The organism is Hymenobacter terricola (assembly GCF_017921975.2).
GTDB classification, from domain to species: Bacteria; Bacteroidota; Bacteroidia; order Cytophagales; family Hymenobacteraceae; genus Hymenobacter; species Hymenobacter terricola.
On the sequence record NZ_JAGEMO020000008.1, the window covers coordinates 47,689 to 64,659 of the forward strand.

17 protein-coding genes are annotated in these 16,971 nt (G+C 61.2%); 4 read left to right on the forward strand and 13 right to left on the reverse strand.

The genetic code is table 11. The annotated features are described in order from the left end of the window. Positions 1-27: 27 nt before the first annotated feature. The 3 genes from J4G38_RS08645 to J4G38_RS08655 form a co-directional block, all read right to left on the reverse strand. On the reverse strand, positions 28-258 hold the full coding sequence (locus tag J4G38_RS08645) for a hypothetical protein (protein ID WP_210513581.1): 231 nt from the start codon (positions 256-258) through the stop codon (positions 28-30). 305 nt (positions 259-563) lie between these two features. After that, positions 564-938, reverse strand: a complete 375-nt coding sequence (locus J4G38_RS08650) for a hypothetical protein (RefSeq protein ID WP_226163302.1) — start codon at positions 936-938, stop codon at positions 564-566. 10 nt (positions 939-948) lie between these two features. Continuing rightward, on the reverse strand, positions 949-1,500 hold the full coding sequence (locus tag J4G38_RS08655) for an RNA polymerase sigma factor (protein WP_210513580.1): 552 nt from the start codon (positions 1,498-1,500) through the stop codon (positions 949-951). 263 nt (positions 1,501-1,763) lie between these two features. Between J4G38_RS08655 and J4G38_RS08660 the strand changes: the two genes are divergently transcribed. Both J4G38_RS08660 and J4G38_RS08665 read left to right on the forward strand, forming a co-directional pair. After that, the gene (locus J4G38_RS08660; RefSeq protein WP_210513579.1) at positions 1,764-3,089 is read left to right on the forward strand and encodes a gluconate:H+ symporter; all 1,326 of its coding nucleotides are present in this window, start codon (positions 1,764-1,766) and stop codon (positions 3,087-3,089) included. Positions 3,090-3,202: 113 nt separating this feature from the next. Next, a complete protein-coding gene (locus J4G38_RS08665; protein WP_210513578.1) occupies positions 3,203-3,682 on the forward strand; it encodes a VOC family protein in 480 nt (159 codons plus the stop codon). Positions 3,683-3,688: 6 nt separating this feature from the next. Here J4G38_RS08665 and J4G38_RS08670 read toward each other — a convergent pair whose 3' ends face one another. Continuing rightward, positions 3,689-4,573, reverse strand: coding sequence for a 3-keto-disaccharide hydrolase (locus tag J4G38_RS08670; RefSeq protein WP_210513577.1), 885 nt, complete (start codon positions 4,571-4,573; stop codon positions 3,689-3,691). Positions 4,574-4,785: 212 nt separating this feature from the next. Between J4G38_RS08670 and J4G38_RS08675 the strand changes: the two genes are divergently transcribed. Beyond that, on the forward strand, positions 4,786-5,679 hold the full coding sequence (locus tag J4G38_RS08675; RefSeq protein ID WP_210513576.1) for a sugar phosphate isomerase/epimerase family protein: 894 nt from the start codon (positions 4,786-4,788) through the stop codon (positions 5,677-5,679). Between the two features lie 96 nt (positions 5,680-5,775). Here the strand turns inward: J4G38_RS08675 and J4G38_RS08680 are convergent, their stop codons facing one another. From J4G38_RS08680 to J4G38_RS08720, 9 genes are all read right to left on the reverse strand, one after another. After that, a complete protein-coding gene (locus J4G38_RS08680; RefSeq protein ID WP_210513575.1) occupies positions 5,776-6,567 on the reverse strand; it encodes a 3-keto-disaccharide hydrolase in 792 nt (263 codons plus the stop codon). 34 nt (positions 6,568-6,601) lie between these two features. Then, positions 6,602-7,489, reverse strand: a complete 888-nt coding sequence (locus tag J4G38_RS08685; RefSeq protein ID WP_210513574.1) for a sugar phosphate isomerase/epimerase family protein — start codon at positions 7,487-7,489, stop codon at positions 6,602-6,604. 14 nt (positions 7,490-7,503) lie between these two features. Beyond that, a complete protein-coding gene (locus J4G38_RS08690) occupies positions 7,504-8,391 on the reverse strand; it encodes a hydroxypyruvate isomerase family protein (RefSeq protein ID WP_210513573.1) in 888 nt (295 codons plus the stop codon). An 11-nt stretch (positions 8,392-8,402) separates the two neighbouring features. Beyond that, positions 8,403-8,876 carry a c-type cytochrome gene (locus J4G38_RS08695; RefSeq protein WP_210513572.1) on the reverse strand — a complete coding sequence of 158 codons (474 nt, stop codon included), beginning with the start codon at positions 8,874-8,876 and terminating at the stop codon, positions 8,403-8,405. A gap of 12 nt (positions 8,877-8,888) precedes the next feature. Then, positions 8,889-9,941 carry a sugar phosphate isomerase/epimerase family protein gene (locus J4G38_RS08700; RefSeq protein ID WP_210513571.1) on the reverse strand — a complete coding sequence of 351 codons (1,053 nt, stop codon included), beginning with the start codon at positions 9,939-9,941 and terminating at the stop codon, positions 8,889-8,891. 7 nt (positions 9,942-9,948) lie between these two features. Further along, a complete protein-coding gene (locus tag J4G38_RS08705) occupies positions 9,949-11,100 on the reverse strand; it encodes a Gfo/Idh/MocA family protein (RefSeq protein WP_210513570.1) in 1,152 nt (383 codons plus the stop codon). Between the two features lie 137 nt (positions 11,101-11,237). After that, positions 11,238-12,488, reverse strand: coding sequence for a nucleoside permease (locus J4G38_RS08710; protein ID WP_210513569.1), 1,251 nt, complete (start codon positions 12,486-12,488; stop codon positions 11,238-11,240). Positions 12,489-12,660: 172 nt separating this feature from the next. Next, the gene (locus J4G38_RS08715; RefSeq protein WP_210513568.1) at positions 12,661-13,269 is read right to left on the reverse strand and encodes a gluconate 2-dehydrogenase subunit 3 family protein; all 609 of its coding nucleotides are present in this window, start codon (positions 13,267-13,269) and stop codon (positions 12,661-12,663) included. A 12-nt stretch (positions 13,270-13,281) separates the two neighbouring features. Further along, positions 13,282-14,958, reverse strand: coding sequence for a GMC oxidoreductase (locus tag J4G38_RS08720; RefSeq protein ID WP_210513567.1), 1,677 nt, complete (start codon positions 14,956-14,958; stop codon positions 13,282-13,284). A gap of 271 nt (positions 14,959-15,229) precedes the next feature. On the opposite strand from J4G38_RS08720, the gene J4G38_RS08725 reads away from it, so the two are divergent. Continuing rightward, complete coding sequence (locus tag J4G38_RS08725; RefSeq protein ID WP_210513566.1) at positions 15,230-16,672, forward strand: Gfo/Idh/MocA family protein; 1,443 nt, start codon at positions 15,230-15,232, stop codon at positions 16,670-16,672. Positions 16,673-16,971 lie beyond the last annotated feature (299 nt).

The window sequence follows — 16,971 nt, forward strand, 5'->3', positions numbered from 1 at the left end:
GAGTTAGGTGATGAAAAGAAAGGTGGTTTACGCTACTTTAACGGAGCGGGTGGGGCCGCTTGGCGTCATGGCGGGCCGGTACCATTGGTCGTCGATGGGCACCGGCCGGACGCCGGACATCGCCCCAAAGGCGGGCCCAAATTTCGCCATCCGGCGGCTCCAAAGTGCGCCGGCAAACCGGCGCCGGCCGCCGCGCAGCAGCCGGAATACAACGCCCAGGACCAGGAAGGCCCCGATGATTTTCAGGATATTTTTCATAACAGGAAATGGTTGAATGAAGCGGCGCGGGCAGCGGGCCCCGGTTTCGAATGCAAGCCGTTTTCGGGGCTAGCTCAGCCTGGCATTCGTGGGCAAGTGGGCCGCCCGGTCTTCTCTATAGAAATCGAATGACGGGGTGGTTTTACTCTAACCGGCCCCAACTTTTTTTTCATATCGCCCCAAAACAGCTGCCGAGGGCTAAAATGAGGCTTTGGGGCTGGGGGAAAAGCGGAGTTTTCAGCCAGCGCATAAACCGAAAAGACCTGGTCGAAACCGGGCATTTTGCATCAGTGAAATTAACGGCTCTAGGCCGTGGGGGGCGGGCCCTGAGGCGGGCGGCCCCAGGCGCGGGCGCGGGCCTGCCACTGCTGCCGGAACTGGTGCCGCTCTTCTTCGCTCATGCGCTGCCATTTTTCCCGGCCTTCGTGGTGCCGCTGCCAACCGGCGCCGCCCGGCCGCCCGCCCCGGCCGGGCCCAAACGAGCCAAACAGCACCCGGCACAGCGCCAGCAGCCCCACGCCCTGCCAGTAGCTGAGCCGGCCCGCGTGCACGGCCTCCGGCAAAATGGCGTTCCAGAGCGCCATCACCACGCCGCCCAGGACCAGGGCAGCAGCCCCGGCCACCAGCGGAAAGAAGAGTGACAGGCCCCACGGGCCGCGGCGTTGTCGGAAGAAGGACATGGGCGAAAGGTTAATAGTTGATAAATTCCTGGTACAGGCTTTCCAGGCGCTTGCGCAGGTGCTTCACGGCGTAGCCCTTGCGCGAAATCAGGGTTTTGATGTTCTCGCCGGTTTCGTCGGCGATTTCCTGAAACGTGCGCTCTTCCAGCTCGTTTTGCACGAATATGTCGCGCTGCGCAGCCGGCAGCTCCTCCAAAGCCAGAAATAACTGGTCCCAGAACAGCTGCTTGAGGTCCTCGGCTTCGGGCGTGGGTGCTTCGGCATATAGAATGTCGCGGAAGCTGACGCCGCCATCTTCGTCCTCGTAGCTGTAGTCATCGAGCCGCTCTTCGTGCTTTTTGCGGCTCTTGTCCACAATCTTGTTGCGGGCCACGCGGTGCAGCCAGCCGCTCACCTGCTCGATGGCGCCCAGCTCGGACTGGCTGCCGAACTGGTACCACACGTCCTGCAGAATATCTTCCGCGTCCTCGTCCGTCGCCACCCGCCCGCGCACGAACGCAAACAGCTGCTTGCTGTATTGCTTCACGGTCTGAACGAGGGTTTGCTGGTTGGGGGAAGTCACTGCGCAGAATGTAGGCGGCTGTTGCAGAAAACGATTCGCGGCCGCGCTTTACTTTATTCCAATTGATTTTAGCCCCTGGCCACCCTTCAAATGACCAGCAGGCCCTTGCCTGACGCCTGATAATAGTGCCGCCCGGCCAGCGGCGCTTTCGCCCACAGGCGCCGAACGGGCGGCAGTGTGTTACTGCCGGTGAATTAGTTATGCCACCCGGGGGTATGTTTGCTTCCGAAGCCTGAGATTTTTGACCCAGGATTACCCGTGGCATGACCCTCCTCATCATTGTGCTGGCCGTGTTGGCCCTTATCATCCTCAGTACCTGGGGCAAAGTCAATGCGTTTCTGGCGTTTCTGCTCGTGACCATTCCGGCGGGGCTGGCCTTGGGGCTGGCGCCGGGGCAGGTGCTGGCCGCTGTGCAAAAGGGCTTGGGCGATACCCTGGGCTCGGTGGTGCTGGTGGTGGTGCTGGGGGCCATGCTGGGCAAGCTGGTGGCCGAAAGCGGTGCGGCTCAGCGCATTGCCGCCGTGCTCATGGGCGCGTTTGGAGCAAAAAATATTCAGTGGACGATGATGGTGACGGGCTTTATCATCGGCATTCCGCTGTTCTACAACGTGGGTTTCCTGCTGGTTATCCCGCTGATATTCTCGGTGGTGTACCAGTACCGGCTGCCGGCCGTGTACGTGGGCCTGCCCATGCTCGCGTCGCTTTCGGTGCTGCACGGCTTCCTGCCGCCGCACCCCGCGCCCACGGCGCTGGTGGCGCTGTTCCACGCCAATGTGGGCCTCACGTTTGGCTATGGGCTGCTGGTGGCGGTGCCGGCCGTGGTTCTTGCCGGGCCGCTGTATGCGCGCACGCTGCGGGGCATGGTATCGGCGCCGCTGGCGGGTTTTGTGAGTGCCGCGAAAGCGGAAACTGCGCTGCCGGGCACGCGCAACAGCTTCCTCTCATCGTTGCTGCCGGTGCTCGTGCTGGCGGCCGTGCTGGGGTTGCAGGCAGTGCTGCCGCCCGGCGGGCCGCTGGCCCCGGCCCTCGCCTTTTTGGCCGACCCTGGGGTGGTGATGCTGCTTTCCGTGGGCGTGGCCACGTTCAGCCTGGGCCTCAGGCAGGGCAAAAGCATGGCCGCCGTGATGGAAACCTACGGCGAAGCCATCCGCGACGTGGCGCCGCTGCTGCTCATCATCGGCGGAGCCGGGGCCCTGAAGGAAGTGCTGGTGGAAAGCGGGGCGGGCCTGGCCATTGCCGCCGGCCTGCACGACACCGGCTTGCCGCCCCTGGTGCTGGGCTGGCTGCTGGCCGGCCTCATCCGGGTGTGCCTGGGCTCGGCCACGGTGGCGGGCCTCACGGCGGCCGGCGTGATGCTGCCCACCATGGCCCACTCAGCCGTCAACCCCAACCTGATGGTGCTGGCTATTGGGGCGGGCAGCCTGCTGTTTTCGCACGTGAATGACAGCGGTTTCTGGCTGTTTAAGCAGTATTTCAACCTCTCGGTGCGCGACACGCTGCGCTCGTGGTCGGCCATGGAAACCATTGTCTCGGTGGTGGGCCTGCTGGGCGTGCTGCTCCTGAATTGGGTGCTGCTGCTGGCGCAGTAAAAAGGCAGTCAATGCACATCCATGAAACGAGGTAGAGACTGATTTCACTGGCTCTAAGGCTCCATATTTTCAGTAAATTGCTGGCCTGCTCCCACCCTTTCAAACCCGCCGCCATGCGCAACATCCCCGCCCACCGGCCCCTCCTTTTTCTAAGCACGGTGGCGCTGGCCGCGTTGCTGCTGGCGGGGCCCCCGGCCGCTGCCCAGCAGGTACCCGTGGCCGTCAACCACACGGCGCTCTACGTCTTCGATTTGAAAAAAAGCGAAGCCTTTTACCGCGACGTGATGAACCTGCCCGAAATTCCCGAGCCGTTCAAGGATGGCCGTCACATCTGGTTCCGGACGGGGCCGCACAGCCAGCTGCACATCATCCAGGGGGCCGCCAAAGTGGAGCCGCACGACATCAACTCGCACCTGGCTTTCAGTGTCAAAAACCTGCCCGCTTTCATGGCTCACCTCGACAAAGCCAACGTGCATTACGGCACCTGGAAAGGCGAGGAAAAACAAACCACCCTGCGGCCCGATGGCATCAAGCAAGTCTACTTGCAGGACCCGGATAATTTCTGGCTGGAAGTGAACGACGACCCTTTTTAAGCCCGATTACTTCCCCGCAAAATACCTGGCATACTGCGCCGGCATAGCCGCCAGCGGCTTGATGACGATGCCCTTGTAAAACACCTCGGCGGCTTCGCTTTGCAGCTGGATTTTGCCGTGCGTGAGGGGCTGGCGCTGGCCATCTTTTACGTAGCTGGAGTTGTTCACGGCCATTACTACCTGGCCGTTCACGAGGTGCAGGCTTTGGCCGTTCACGTTGATTAATTCCAGCTCCGTCCATTCGCTGTTGGGGCGCTCGGGGCTGGCGGCGTAGCAGAAGTAGGCGGTGCCGCCGCCCAGCTTTACCGTGGGTGCGGCGGGGTCGAAGCGGAGAGTGTCCTGGGTGCGGCGGGCGGTGATGTCGGCGGCGGAATTGGCGATGCACCAATAGTCGCCCATGGAGTTACCCTTCTGGTATTCCGATACTTGAAACTCCTGGCTCAGCATCCAGCTGTGCCAATAGTCGACGCCGCACTCGCCCTGGCTATTGTAGAGAATGCCGCTGTCGCGCGGCTCATCCAGGCGCGGCAGCCACTTTTTCTGGCCCCATTTCACCTTCAGCTTCAGGTCGTAATTCGTGAAATCCTGCTTCGTAAACACGCAGCCGTAAATCTCCCCGCTAATGCGCAGCACCGGCTCGCCGCCCTGCATGGTGACCGAAAACACATTCCCCTCGTTCTTACCGTAGCCGATGGGCGGCAGGGGCTGGCCCTGGGCATCGGTGGGCGGCTGGCCTTTGTCGCCGGGCACATGCCGGTGGCTCTCAAAGGTCTGCCACTTGCTTAGGCTTTGGTCGAGCAGGGGCTCCCAGCCTTTGGGCGGAGCAGTCCGAAACGAGGCGGCGCTCAAGAGCAGCGTGGCGGCCGTTAGCAGCGGGAAATTTTTTCTCATCAGGCGAGGCAAAAATCTGGCGGGTTTTCCGGGTCAAATCTACTCATTGAAGTTGGTTGCGCCACGCGTGGCAAGCTCCTTGCAAGGGGCTGGTTTTTGCCTGTTTAGCCCAATAAATGACCCGAAACGCACGGGGTCGCTATCTTGCTTTATCTTTTCGCGCGGCGCTCCGGCGTTCCATCCAAATTTCCCACCCAACTCCCGCTGCCCCCATGACTACTCGTAGAGATTTCCTCGCCTCGGCCGCCCTGCTTTCGGCCGGTCTACTGGTATCGCCGACGCTGCTGGCCCGCGCCAAGGCCTACAACAAAAAGTACATCGGCCTCCAGCTCTACACCGTGCGCGATGCCATGGCCAAGGACCCCGCCGGCACGCTGGCGCAGCTGGCCAAAATGGGCTACAACTCGGTGGAAGGCGCCACCTACACCGGCAGCCAGAAATTCTACGGCATGACGCCCCTGGCCTTCGCTGCCCTGCTCAAGCAAAACGGCCTGATAATGCCCAGCAGCCACTACCGGCTGGGCGAAGAAACCACCAACGGCGCCCCCACCATGGGCACCATCCTCCACGACTGGGACCGCGCCGTGGACGATGCCGCGGCGGCCGGCGTGAAATACATGGTCTGCGCCTACCTCTCGGAGCCCGAGCGCGGCAACCTCGACCACTACAAGTACATTGCCGAGCAGCTTAACAAAGCCGGCGAGCGCTGCCAAAAGGCGGGCCTGCAGCTATGCTACCACAACCATGATTTTGAATTCGCGCCCCAGGATGGCAAACTGCCCTATGATATCCTGCTCGCTACCGATAAAAAACTGGTGAAAATGGAGCTGGACCTCTACTGGGCCACCAAAGCCGGCCACGACCCGTTGGCGCTGTTCAAGCAGAACCCCGGCCGCTTCCCGCTCTGGCACGTCAAGGACATGGACAAGGCCGTGCCGCATTCGTTCACCGAAGTCGGCAACGGCAGCATCGACTTCAAGAAAATCTTCGCCCACGCTGCTGAGGCCGGCCTGCAATATTTCTTCGTGGAGCAGGACATCACGCCCGGCTCACCCTTCGACAGCGCCAGCAAAAGCCTGGCTTATATCAAGAAAAACCTGGTGTAGGGCAGAAGGGCAAGGCCAAGGGTAGAGAACGTCATGCTGAGCGCAACCGAAGCATGACGTTCTTCTTCTGTTCTTCAGCACAATAATTAGTAAGCCCTATTTAGTTGCCGCCGCCGGCAGTTCCCGAATCCAGATGTTGCGGTAGCTTAACGGCTCGCTTTTGTCGCCGTGGGCCTGGAGCTTGATGGGCAAGGGGCCGTGCGCGGCCTGGTACGAGGGCTTGCCGATGTACTGCGTGGGGCCGGTGAGGGCGGTGTGGTTCTGCACCAGTACGCCGTTGAAAAACACGGTGGCGTAGGCCGGTGTCACCAGCGCGCCGCCGGAGCCGAACACCGGCGCCGTCCACACCACGTCGTAGGTCTGCCATTCGCCGGGCCTGCGGGCGGGGTTGGCCAGTGGGATGGCCTGCTTGTAGAGGCTGCCGGCCATGCCGTTCACGTAGGTTTTGTTCTGGTAGGCGTCCACGATTTGCAGCTCGTAGCCCAGGTCGCCGCTGCCCGTCGAGGCCAGAAACACGCCGCTGTTGCCCCGGGCCTGCCCCGTGCCGCTGATGTTGGCCGGAATGCGCCACTCCAGATGCAGCTGGTAGCTGCCGAAGCTGCGCTTGGTTTCAATGTTGCCCACGTCTTTTTTAACCGTCATTATTCCGCCGGCCACCGTCCAGTTGGCCGGGGCCTTGTGGTCGCTGGTGAGCACCCATTGGTCGAGGTTTTTGCCATCGAACAGCACCAGCGCATCGGAGGGCGCGTCGGCGGTGGTTTTGCCGGGCATCACCACCGGGGGCACGGGCTCGTACACCTCCGTATCCTCGGGCTTGGCGGTTTGCTGGGCGTGCGCGGCCCCCAGGCTGGCGGCCAGAAGGGTGGTGAGCAACAGGCGAATTTTCATGGGACGAGGAAGTTAATCCGTGGGTAGTTTTCGGTTACGAAAGCAGCTTGTTTCTGATGTAGGCCGCGCTTTGGGTGATGCTCTGGTAGGCGTCGATGGCGAAGTATTCCTGCTCCATAAAAACATGAGTAAGCCCCGCCGTTTTCGCGTGCTGGAAGATGGTTTTGAAGTTGATGCTGCCCGCCCCGATTTCGGTGTTATGCTCCGGCTGGGCCTTGTCCATATCCTTAACGTGCCACATGGTGAAGCGCCCCGGATGGGCCGCAATGAGCTGCAACGGGTCCTTTCCGGCGCGCACCACCCAATACAAATCCAGCTCAAAATCAACCAGCGCCGGCGTGGTTTCGCGCAGCAGCACGTCGTACAGCGAAGTGCCCCCGATGGCCTTAAACTCGAAATCGTGGTTGTGGTACGCCAGCTTCAGGCCCTCCGCTTTGCAGAGCGCGCCGGCCTTGTTCAGCTTGTCGGCAATGGCCTTGAAATCATCGGGCGTTTTGCGCAGCTGCTCATCCAGATGCGGCACCACGATATAGGCCTGGCCACAGATTGCGGCGGCTTCCAGATAGGCCTTTAGGGCATCCGCATTGCCGTCCCGCACGAAGCCGTTCATCTCGTAGTGCCCGCTGGAAGTGGTGAGGCCATTGGCCGCCAGCACTGCCTTGAATTCCTTAGGCGCGAGGCCCCAGAAGTGGGTTTGCGGGCTGTAGCCGTAGGTTTCCACCTCGCCGTAGCCGGCGCGTGCCACCTTGGCCAGCACGCCCGGCACGTCCTTGCCGATGTAGTCGCGCAAAGTGTAGAGCTGGAGGCCCACTTTCAGGTCCGTCGGCCTCGCAAAAAGCTCTCCCGGCCGCACCACGGCAAGGGCCGACAACAAGCCGGCCTGCTTGAGAAAATTTCGGCGCTGGTTCTTTGGGTTTTCCATGGTAAATGAATGGTTTACACGTCGCACAGCTGCACGGCTTTGCGCAGCGAGGCAATTTTATCGGGCTGCTTTGGAATGAATTCCTGCGCCACGTAGCCCTTAAAACCGGTGGCCACGATGGCCCGCATAATGGCCGGGTAGTACAGTTCCTGCGTTTCGTCGATTTCGTGGCGGCCGGGCACGCCGCCGGTGTGGTAGTGCGCGATGTAGGCGTGGTTATCCGTGAGGTTGCGGATGACGTCGCCCTCATCAATCTGCATGTGGTAGATGTCAAAAAGCAGCTTAAAATGCTCCGAGCCCAGCTTTTTGGCCAGCGCCACACCCCAGGCGGTGTGGTCGCACTGGTAGTCTTTGTGGTCGATTTTGCTGTTCAACAACTCCATCACCAGCACCACGTTGTGCTTGGCGGCCAGCGCCAGCAGGGGCGTCAGGCCCTGCACGCAGTTGGTCCAGCCGGTGGCGTCGTCCTTACCGCGCCGGCTGCCGCTGAAGCAAATCAGGTTCTTGTAGCCCGCCGCAGCTACCTTTGGAATCATTTCGGCATAGCTTTTTTGCAGCGTGGCGTGGAACTGCGGGTCGTTGAAACCGTCGGTGAGGTTAATTTCGGCCCCGTTGCACATCGGCGAATCCAGGCCGTACTTCTTCAGCGTCGGCCAGTCTTTCGGCCCCACCAGGTCAATTCCCTTGATGCCAATGCTTTTGGCCGACGCGCACAGTTGGTCGAGCGTCAAATCGTTGTAGCACCAGCGGCACACCGAATGGTTGATGTTGTTTTTCAAGGCGAGCGGGTCAAGGGCGTTTTCGGCGGGCGCAAAAGCGCCGAGGGCACCCGCGGCCCCAGCCGCAGCTGTACCCGCCAGAATGTTTTTGAGGGCCGTACGGCGGGTGGGAGGCGAGGGCATGATGGGCTAGGTTATTTCAGGGTCAAAATATATTTCACCATTTCCCGCGCGTCGGCCTCCGTTACGCCGGGGTGCGGCGTCATGGGCACGGCGCCCCAGCTGCCCTGGCCGCCCTGAATAATTTTATTAGCCAACATACTGATATTGGCTTCGTTGGAAGGATATTTCTGGGCCACATCGGCGTAGGCCGGGCCCACCAGCTTCTCCTTCTCCTTGTGGCAGCTGGCACAGTCCGACGCGGCCATCAGCTTGGCCCCGCTGGCCAGCAGGCCACCGCTGTGCTCGGTACCAATCTTCGACGTGCTGGTGTCGACCTGCAGCTGGTTGGCCACGGCGGCCACATTTTGGCCCGTCGTGCTGTCGCTTTTCAGCTCCGCCGACGAAGCCGCTTGCTGGCTCACTTCATCGGGGCCATCTTTTTTGTATCCGGAGTTGCAGGCGGCCAGCAGGGCGCAAAGGCTGAGGAATAGGGCAGTTTTTTTCATGGGAAGCGGCGGTTAGATTCCGAGTAAAGAGTTATTAAGGGCAGGATTGGGGGCCGTGGCGGCGAAGTCATCAAACGCTTTGTCGGTGACCCGAATGATGTGGTCGCGGATGAAGGCGGCCCCTTCACGGGCGCCGTCTTCGGAGTTTTTGAGGGCACATTCCCACTCCAGCACCGCCCAGCCGGGAAAATCGTACTGGGCTAGCTTGCTGAAAATGCCTTTGAAATCTACCTGCCCGTCGCCCGGCGAGCGGAAGCGCCCGGCCCGGTTCAGCCAGCTCTGGTAGCCGCCGTACACGCCCTGCCGCCCCGTGGGATTGAACTCGGCATCCTTGACGTGGAACATCCGGATACGCTCGTGGTAAAAGTCAATGTACTCCAGGTAATCAAGGCATTGCAGCACGAAGTGCGAGGGGTCGTAGAGCAGGCAGGCGCGCGGGTGCTGCTGCACCTGGTCCAGAAACATCTCGTAGGTGACGCCGTCGTGCAGGTCCTCGCCGGGGTGGATTTCGTAGCACAAATCCACGCCACACTCGTCAAATGCGTTCAGAATAGGCGTCCAGCGGCGGCCCAGCTCCGCAAACCCGTCTTCGACCAGCCCGGCCGGGCGTTGCGGCCAGGGGTACACCATGGGCCACAGCAGCGCCCCGCTGAAGGTGGCGTGCGCCTTCAAACCCAGGTTTTGCGAAGCCTTGGCGGCATATTTCAGCTGCTGCACCGCCCATTGCTGGCGGGCCTGCGGGTTGTTGCGATAGGCTTCCGGCGCAAAGCCGTCAAACAGCTGGTCGTAGACTGGGTTCACGGCCACCAGCTGCCCTTGCAGGTGGGTCGATAATTCGGTGATTTCCAGACCCGCCGCATTCACGATGCCCTGGATTTCGTCGGCGTAGGTCTGGCTTTCGGCGGCTTTTTGCAGGTCGATGAAGCGCGGGTCGTTGGTGGGCAGCTGCACGCCTTTGTAGCCCAGGTTTTTGGCCCAGGCGCAAATGCCGGCCAGGCTGTTGAACGGGGCCTGGTCGCCAATGAATTGAGCCAGAAAAATAGCGGGTCCCTGGAGGGTAGTCATGGGCGGGTCAGACGGTGAATTCGGTCCATTTTTTATCGGAATGGCCCGAGGCAATGACGTTTTCAATGAAGGCCATGCCCCGGATGCCGTCGTCCAAACCCGGAAAGTCCAGGGCTTCGGGCGGGGCGGTCTGGCCGGCCATTTCGGCCTGCAAAGTCAGGGCGAAGTTGCGGTAGATATTGGCGAAGGCTTCGAGGTAGCCCTCGGGGTGGCCGGCCGGGGTGCGGCTGTTGTGCCGCGCGAAGGAGCCCACGTAGCCCGTGCCCGCCCGATAAATCTCGGTGGGCCGGTCCAGCCATTTCACTTGCAGCGTATTAGCATCGACCTGCTGCCACTCCAGGCCGCCCTTGTCGCCGTAGGCCCGGATGCGGACGTTATTTTCTTCGCCGGCCGCCACCTGCGTGGCCACCAACACGCCGCTCGCTCCATTGGACAGCCGGAGCAGCACGGCCCCGTCATCATCGAGCCGGCGGCCTGGCACCACGGTGTTGATGTCGGCGCACAGCTTCTCGACTTGCAGGCCCGTCACGTACTCCAACAGGTTGAAGGCGTGGGTGCCGATGTCGCCCATGGCCCCGGCGATGCCGCTGCGGGCGGGGTCGGTGCGCCAAGACGCCTGCTTGTTATCGGTGCCTTCCTCAAAAGCACTGAGCCAGCCCTGCGGATACTCCACGTAGGCCTTGCGGATGGGGCCGAAGGTGTTCGCAGCAATGAGCTGGCGGGCCTCCTTCACCATCGGGTAGCCGGTGTAGGTGTGGGTCAGGCAGAGTTTTTGGCCGCTGGCGGTGGCTATTTGCTTTAGCTGCTTGGCCTCGGCCAGCGAGAAGGTCATCGGCTTGTCGAGAATGACGTGAAAGCCGCTTTCCAGCGCCAATTTTGCCGGTTCGAAGTGCAGGTGGTTGGGCGTGACGATTGCCACGACCTGCACCCGCTCGGCTTCGGGCCGCTGCTTTTCCTGGTTAATTAATTCCTGGTAGGAAGCGTACACGCGGTCGGGCGCCAGGTTCAGGAGCACGCCCGTGGCCCGCGATTTTTCGGCGTCGCTGCTGAAGGCGCCGGCCGTGAGCTCATATAGGCTATCGAGGGCGGCGGCTATGCGGTGGATGCCGCCGATAAAAGCGCCTTGCCCGCCGCCAATCATGCCCAATCGTAGTTTCATAAGGTATTTATCGGAAAAAGAACGTCATGCAGAGCGCAGCGCAGCATCTCGCGTGCATCAACTAATTCAATCGTTTTAACAGCATTGATTACTGCTGCACGCGAGATGCTGCGCTGCGCTCTGCATGACGTTCGCTACTATACTTCCAGCCGGGCATTGGCCTCGGCGTAGCTGATTTCCTCGGCCGGTGCGGGCGCGTTCTGGTCTTTGAACAGGAGCACGAACACCGCCAGCACCACGGCGGCAATGCCGGCCGGAATCAGCCAGATGGTGTGCCAGTCGTGCAGGTCGCCGGTGGTTTTGTGAGCGTCCACAATCTGGCCCGAAAGCAGGGAGCCAATGAGCATGCCCACGCCATAAGTGGCCAGCGTGATGAAGCCCTGGGCCGCGCTTTTCGACTGTTCGCCGGCGAGGTTGTCGGTGTAAATCTGGCCGGTTACGAAGAAGAAGTCGTAGCAGATGCCGTGCAGCACGATGCCCGCAATCAGCATCCAGTAGGCTGAATCGCCGTTGCCGTAGGCGAAGAAAACGTACCGCACCACCCAGGCCAGCATGCCGATGGCCAGCATCTTCTTCACGCCCAGCCGCACGAAAAACACCGGAATCAGCAGCATAAACAGCACCTCCGAAACCTGCCCCAGGATTTGGATGCCGGCGGCTGATTTCATGCCCGTCTCATTCAAAAACGGGTTGGTGAAGCCGTAGTAGAACGACAGCGGCACGCAGATGGCCACCGATGCCAGGAAGAAAATCAGGTAGGAGCGGTTCTTCAGCAGCCCGATGGCTTCGAGGCCTAGTATTTCGCCCACGGTGCTGGGACCGGCTTTTTTGATGGGCGGCGTGGGCGGCAGCGTGAAGCTGAACACCCCCAGCAGCGCCGACGCCCCGGCCGCCATCTGAAATGTGAGGCCGAGGTTGCCGCTTTGCTCCCAATTCAGCCAGCCAATGGTGAAGCCGGCGATAATCCAACCCAGCGTGCCCAGCACCCGAATCGAGGCAAATTCCTTCTGTGGATTCTGCATTTGGCGAAAGGAGATGGAGTTCACCAGCGCCAGCGTGGGCATGTACACAATCATGTACGTGAGCACGTAGGGGAAGAAGGCCGAAAAATCGCCCGCCCGCGAGGCCAGCCACAGCAGCACCGCACCCAGCAGGTGCAGCACGCCCAGGATTTTCTGGGCCGAAAAAAACCGGTCCGCAATCAGCCCGATGATGAACGGGGCCACAATGGCCCCCACCGACTGCGTGAGAAAAGCGCTGCCCACCTGCGTGCCGGTCGTGTGCAGGTTGTGCAGCAGGTAGGTGCCCAAAGTCACGAACCAGGCGCCCCAGATGAAGAACTCCAGGAACATCATCAGGGACAGCTTAAAGCGAATAGTGGGCGTCATGGGCGGGAGGGGTTGGGAAATGCGGAATTAAGCAGGAGTAAAAACAACGGTCATGCTGAGCGCAGCCGAAGCATCTCGCGGGCCACCACTAATCCAATCGTTGAATCGTCCTTGATTACTGCGGCACGCGCGATGCTTCGCTGCGCTCTGCATGACGTTCTAGCGCGACGAATCAACTAGTCGCCCAGGCTTTATCGCCCTTTTTGTAGGGCACATTGCCGTCGTAGCGGCCGGGCACGGGCAGGTAGCGCAGCGCTTTGGTCGCGCCCACTTCGGAGGTAAAGAAGCCCAGCAGCGTGAGCTCCTTCATCATGCGAAAGTAGTGGGCGGGGTCGTCCTTTTGCTTGTTTTGGGTGAAGGCCTTTTGCTCGGCATCCAGGGCGGTGAGGAAGGCGGTGCGCTGGGCGGGGTCGCAGGCCAGGAAGCTTTTGCCGTTTTTCTTCTGGCAGTCCTGGTCGAGCCTGGTCAGGCCGTTGAGGAAGATTTTCTGGTCGGCGGGCGCGTAGCAGTCGCGCACCATCACGGCCATGAAGCTGCCCACCTGGGCCGCTTTGGCCCCCGGCGTCTGGGTAGCGGGCAGGATGGTTTCGCCTACTTCATCGAGAAAGCTGACCTGATTGGCATTGAGGAAAGGCTTTTCCTTTTTGACAACGGGCGGATTGGCGGCAGCTTTCTCGTCCTTTTTACCAGGCGAAGAGCAGCTGCTCAGGAAAAAATCGGCGCCGATAACGGTGCCACCCATGATGATGGCCACGCGGGCCAGGGCGTCTCTTCTGTTCATGACGGGGGCGGGTTAGAGGTTTTGCTTTTTGAGCTCGCTCACGGCGTGGTCCACCGCGCGGGCGGTGAGGGCCATGTAGGTCAGCGAGGGGTTCTGGCAGGCGGCCGAGGTCATGGCGGCGCCGTCGGTCACGTACACGTTGGGGGCGTCCCACACCTGGTTGTGGCCGTTGAGCACCGACGTTTTGGGGTCGCGGCCCATGCGGGCGGTGCCCATTTCGTGGATGCCGCCGCCCAGGTTGTAGCCGTTGTTGTAGGTCTTCACGTTCTTCAGGCCCGCTTTTTCCATCATTTCCTGGGCGTCCTGCATCATGTCGATGCGCATCTTCTGCTCGTTGTCGCGGATGCTGGCGTCGATGGCCAGCACGGGCAGGCCCCACTTGTCCTTCTTGGTTTTGTCGAGCGTAATCTGGTTGTCGTGGTAAGGCAGGGTTTCGCCGAAACCCGTCAGGCCCATGGTCCATTTGCCCGGCTCGGTCAGGGCATCTTTGAAGTCGCCGCCGATGCTCATTTCCGGGATTTCGCGGGCCCAGCCCTCGCGGCCCGCGCTGCCCTGGTAGCCAAAGCCGCGAATGTAGTCGCGCTTGTCGCCGAACAGGTTGCGGTAGCGCGGCACGTAAATGCCGTTGGCGCGGCGGCCGTACACGTATTTGTCCTCGAAGCCTTCCACGTCGCCGTGCGCCCCGGCGCGGAAGTGGTGGTCCATCAGGTTGTGGCCCAGTTCGCCGCTGCTGCTGCCCAGGCCGCCGGGCCACACGTCGGTGGCCGAGTTCATCAGTATCCAGGTCGAGTTCAGCGTGGAGGCGTTGAGGAAGATGACCTTGGCGAAATATTCGGTGGTCTGGTTGGTTTCGGCGTCGAGCACCTCCACGCCCTTGGCCCGTTTGGTGTCCTTGTCGTAGAGGATTTTGGTAACGATGGAAAACGGCCGCAGCGTGAGGTTGCCCGTAGCTACGGCGGCCGGCAGCGTGGCCGACTGCGTGCTGAAATACGCGCCAAACGGGCAGCCCAGCCAGCATTTGTTGCGGTACTGGCAGGCCACGCGGTTGTGGTGCGCCACCGTGATGTTGGCCGTGCGGCCGATGACCATGCGCCGGTGCGCGTAGTGCTTCTTGATGCGGGCGGCCACGTCTTTTTCCACCACATTCATTTCCATGGGCGGCATAAACTCGCCGTCGGGCAGCTGCGGCAGCCCTTCTTTCGAACCGCTGATGCCGGCAAATTTCTCTACGTAGCTGTACCACGGGGCCATTTCCTTGTAGCGCACGGGCCAGTCCACGGCAATGCCGTCCTTGGCGTTGGCCTCAAAGTCGAAGTCGCTCCAGCGGTACGACTGGCGGCCCCACATCAGCGAGCGGCCGCCCACCTGGTAGCCCCGGAACCAGTCGAAGGGCTTGATTTCCACGTAGGGGCTGTCTTTGTCGCTGGCCCAGTAGCTCAGGTTGGTTTCATTCAGGGTGTAGTCGCGCTTGAGCACCGGGTAGTCGGCAATCATTTGCTGGGTTTTGCCGCCGCGGTGCTCAAATTCCCACGGGGCCTTGTTGGCGTTCACATAGTCCTTGATGTGCTCCACGTTGCGCCCCCGCTCCAGCATAATGGTTTTTAAGCCTTTCTCGGTCAGCTCTTTCGCCGCCCATCCACCCGAGATACCTGACCCAATGACGATGGCGTCATATGTGTTTTTTTCCATGTTTATGCTAGCAAATGATGTGGGAATTGAGAAAGGAACCAATAGAAGGTTGTCATCCGCGAAATCAGGCCGGTAGGCCACTCAAACCAAGCAGTGCGAGCAAATATAAAATAATTTAACCCCAGCCAATAATTAGGAGGCCAATATTTTATATAATATTGCCGGCCATGAGTGTCTGCTCACTCATGGCCGGGGCCGCATGTAAATACCCCGTGCAACACTTCCATCGGGCACTTTGGTCCTCTTTCCTCACTGAAACCGAAATCAATCCATGAGCAACCTTCCCGAAACGCCGTCGCGGCGCGAGTTTCTGAAGCAGGGCGCGGCCGCGGCGGCCGTGTTTATGATTGTGCCGCGCTTCGTGCTGGGCGGCCGGGGCTATACCGCCCCCAGCGACCAGCTGGTGGTGGCCGGCGTGGGCGTGGGCGGCAAGGGCGAAAGCGACCTGGCCGCCTTCGCCAAAACCGGCAAAGTCCGCATCGGCTACCTGTGCGATGTGGACGACCGCCGCGCCGCCCGCTCGGTACAGGCCTTTCCGCAGGCGAAGTATTACAAGGATTGGCGGCAGCTGCTCGATAAGGAATCCAAAAACTTCGACGCCGTGTCGGTGTCCACGCCCGACCATAACCACGCCGTTATTACCCTGGCGGCCATGCAGCTGGGCAAGCACGTGTACGTGCAAAAGCCCCTCACCCACGACCTCCACGAAGCCCGCGCCCTCACTGAAGCGGCCAAACGCTACAAAGTGGTGACCCAGATGGGCAACCAGGGCGCTTCCGGCGACGGCGTGCGGCAGCTTCAGGAATGGTACGATGCCCACCTCATCGGCGAAGTGCACACCGTGTACTGCTGGACCGACCGGCCGGTGTGGCCCCAGGGCATTGCCTGGCCCCAGCCGGCCGCCGGCGTGCCCTCCGAGCTGGCCTGGGACCTGTGGCTGGGCACGGCGCCCCAGCGGCCCTACGTCGATAAGCTGGTGCCCTTCAACTGGCGCGGGTGGTGGGAATACGGCACCGGCGCCCTGGGCGACATGGGCTGCCACCTGATGGAAGCGCCGTTCCGGGTGCTGAACCTGGGCTACGCTACGGCGGTGCAGGCCAGCGTGGGCAGCGTTTATGTCGACGAGTTCAAGCGCGGCTATTTCCCGGAGAGCTGCCCGCCTTCCAGCCACGTCACGCTGACTTTTCCCCGCACCAGCAAGACCAAAACCCCCGTAACGATGCACTGGATGGACGGCGGCATTCAGCCCGAGCGCCCCGCCGAGCTGGGGCCCAACGAGCTGTTCGGCGACGGCGGCAACGGCATCCTGTTCGTGGGCAAAAAGGGCAAGATGATGGCCAGCACCTACTCGGCCAACCCGCGCCTGCTGCCCCTCTCCCGCAACCAGGAAGCCCACGTGAAGCCCACGCTGGCCCGCGTGCCCGACGGTGCCGACGGCCACTACGCGCAGTGGGTGGAGGCTTGTCTGGCCGGCTACGGCAACAAGGCCGTCAGCTCGCCGTTCGAGTTGGCCGGCCCCCTCACCGAAGCGCTGCTGATGGCCAACCTCGCCATTCGCGGCTACGACCTCCGGCATCCCAAAACCACCGGCACGGGCTTCGACTACCCCGGTCGCGGCATCGAGCTGCTCTGGGACCCGCAGCTGCTGCGGGTGACCAATTTCGACGAGGCCAACCAGTTTGTTAAGCGCGAGTACCGGCCGGGCTGGCAGTAGGAACATGGCGAAGGGCGTTTCCAGCCTTTAGGGGCACTCTCAGAAAACGGAAAACACAGCCCGTTAAACCACGTTGGCTAATCAAATGAACAATGAATTTGGGGGTAATAAAGTGATGTACTCTTTTTCATTTGGTTCTGGCAAAGGCACTTAACATGAACTGTGTTAAAAATTAGAGGGGGAGGACAAGTGTTGAGCAAAAGTCCGCTTGGTAAGGCACACCGGATTTGATGATGGCGAAGGCTTGCTTGAGCAGCTTGTTGCAGACCGCAATCAGGGCCACTTTACCGTTTTTACCT

Coding starts and splice junctions, on each gene's coding strand:
- J4G38_RS08645 (WP_210513581.1), bottom strand. CDS start 258: ATGAAAAATATCCTGAAAATCATCGGGGCCTTCCTGGTCCTGGGCGTT.
- J4G38_RS08660 (WP_210513579.1), top strand. CDS start 1,764: ATGACCCTCCTCATCATTGTGCTGGCCGTGTTGGCCCTTATCATCCTC.
- J4G38_RS08680 (WP_210513575.1), bottom strand. CDS start 6,567: ATGAAAATTCGCCTGTTGCTCACCACCCTTCTGGCCGCCAGCCTGGGG.
- J4G38_RS08700 (WP_210513571.1), bottom strand. CDS start 9,941: ATGACTACCCTCCAGGGACCCGCTATTTTTCTGGCTCAATTCATTGGC.
- J4G38_RS08710 (WP_210513569.1), bottom strand. CDS start 12,488: ATGACGCCCACTATTCGCTTTAAGCTGTCCCTGATGATGTTCCTGGAG.
- J4G38_RS08670 (WP_210513577.1), bottom strand. CDS start 4,573: ATGAGAAAAAATTTCCCGCTGCTAACGGCCGCCACGCTGCTCTTGAGC.
- J4G38_RS08675 (WP_210513576.1), top strand. CDS start 4,786: ATGACTACTCGTAGAGATTTCCTCGCCTCGGCCGCCCTGCTTTCGGCC.
- J4G38_RS08715 (WP_210513568.1), bottom strand. CDS start 13,269: ATGAACAGAAGAGACGCCCTGGCCCGCGTGGCCATCATCATGGGTGGC.
- J4G38_RS08720 (WP_210513567.1), bottom strand. CDS start 14,958: ATGGAAAAAAACACATATGACGCCATCGTCATTGGGTCAGGTATCTCG.
- J4G38_RS08665 (WP_210513578.1), top strand. CDS start 3,203: ATGCGCAACATCCCCGCCCACCGGCCCCTCCTTTTTCTAAGCACGGTG.
- J4G38_RS08690 (WP_210513573.1), bottom strand. CDS start 8,391: ATGCCCTCGCCTCCCACCCGCCGTACGGCCCTCAAAAACATTCTGGCG.
- J4G38_RS08685 (WP_210513574.1), bottom strand. CDS start 7,489: ATGGAAAACCCAAAGAACCAGCGCCGAAATTTTCTCAAGCAGGCCGGC.
- J4G38_RS08650 (WP_226163302.1), bottom strand. CDS start 938: ATGTCCTTCTTCCGACAACGCCGCGGCCCGTGGGGCCTGTCACTCTTC.
- J4G38_RS08725 (WP_210513566.1), top strand. CDS start 15,230: ATGAGCAACCTTCCCGAAACGCCGTCGCGGCGCGAGTTTCTGAAGCAG.
- J4G38_RS08705 (WP_210513570.1), bottom strand. CDS start 11,100: ATGAAACTACGATTGGGCATGATTGGCGGCGGGCAAGGCGCTTTTATC.
- J4G38_RS08695 (WP_210513572.1), bottom strand. CDS start 8,876: ATGAAAAAAACTGCCCTATTCCTCAGCCTTTGCGCCCTGCTGGCCGCC.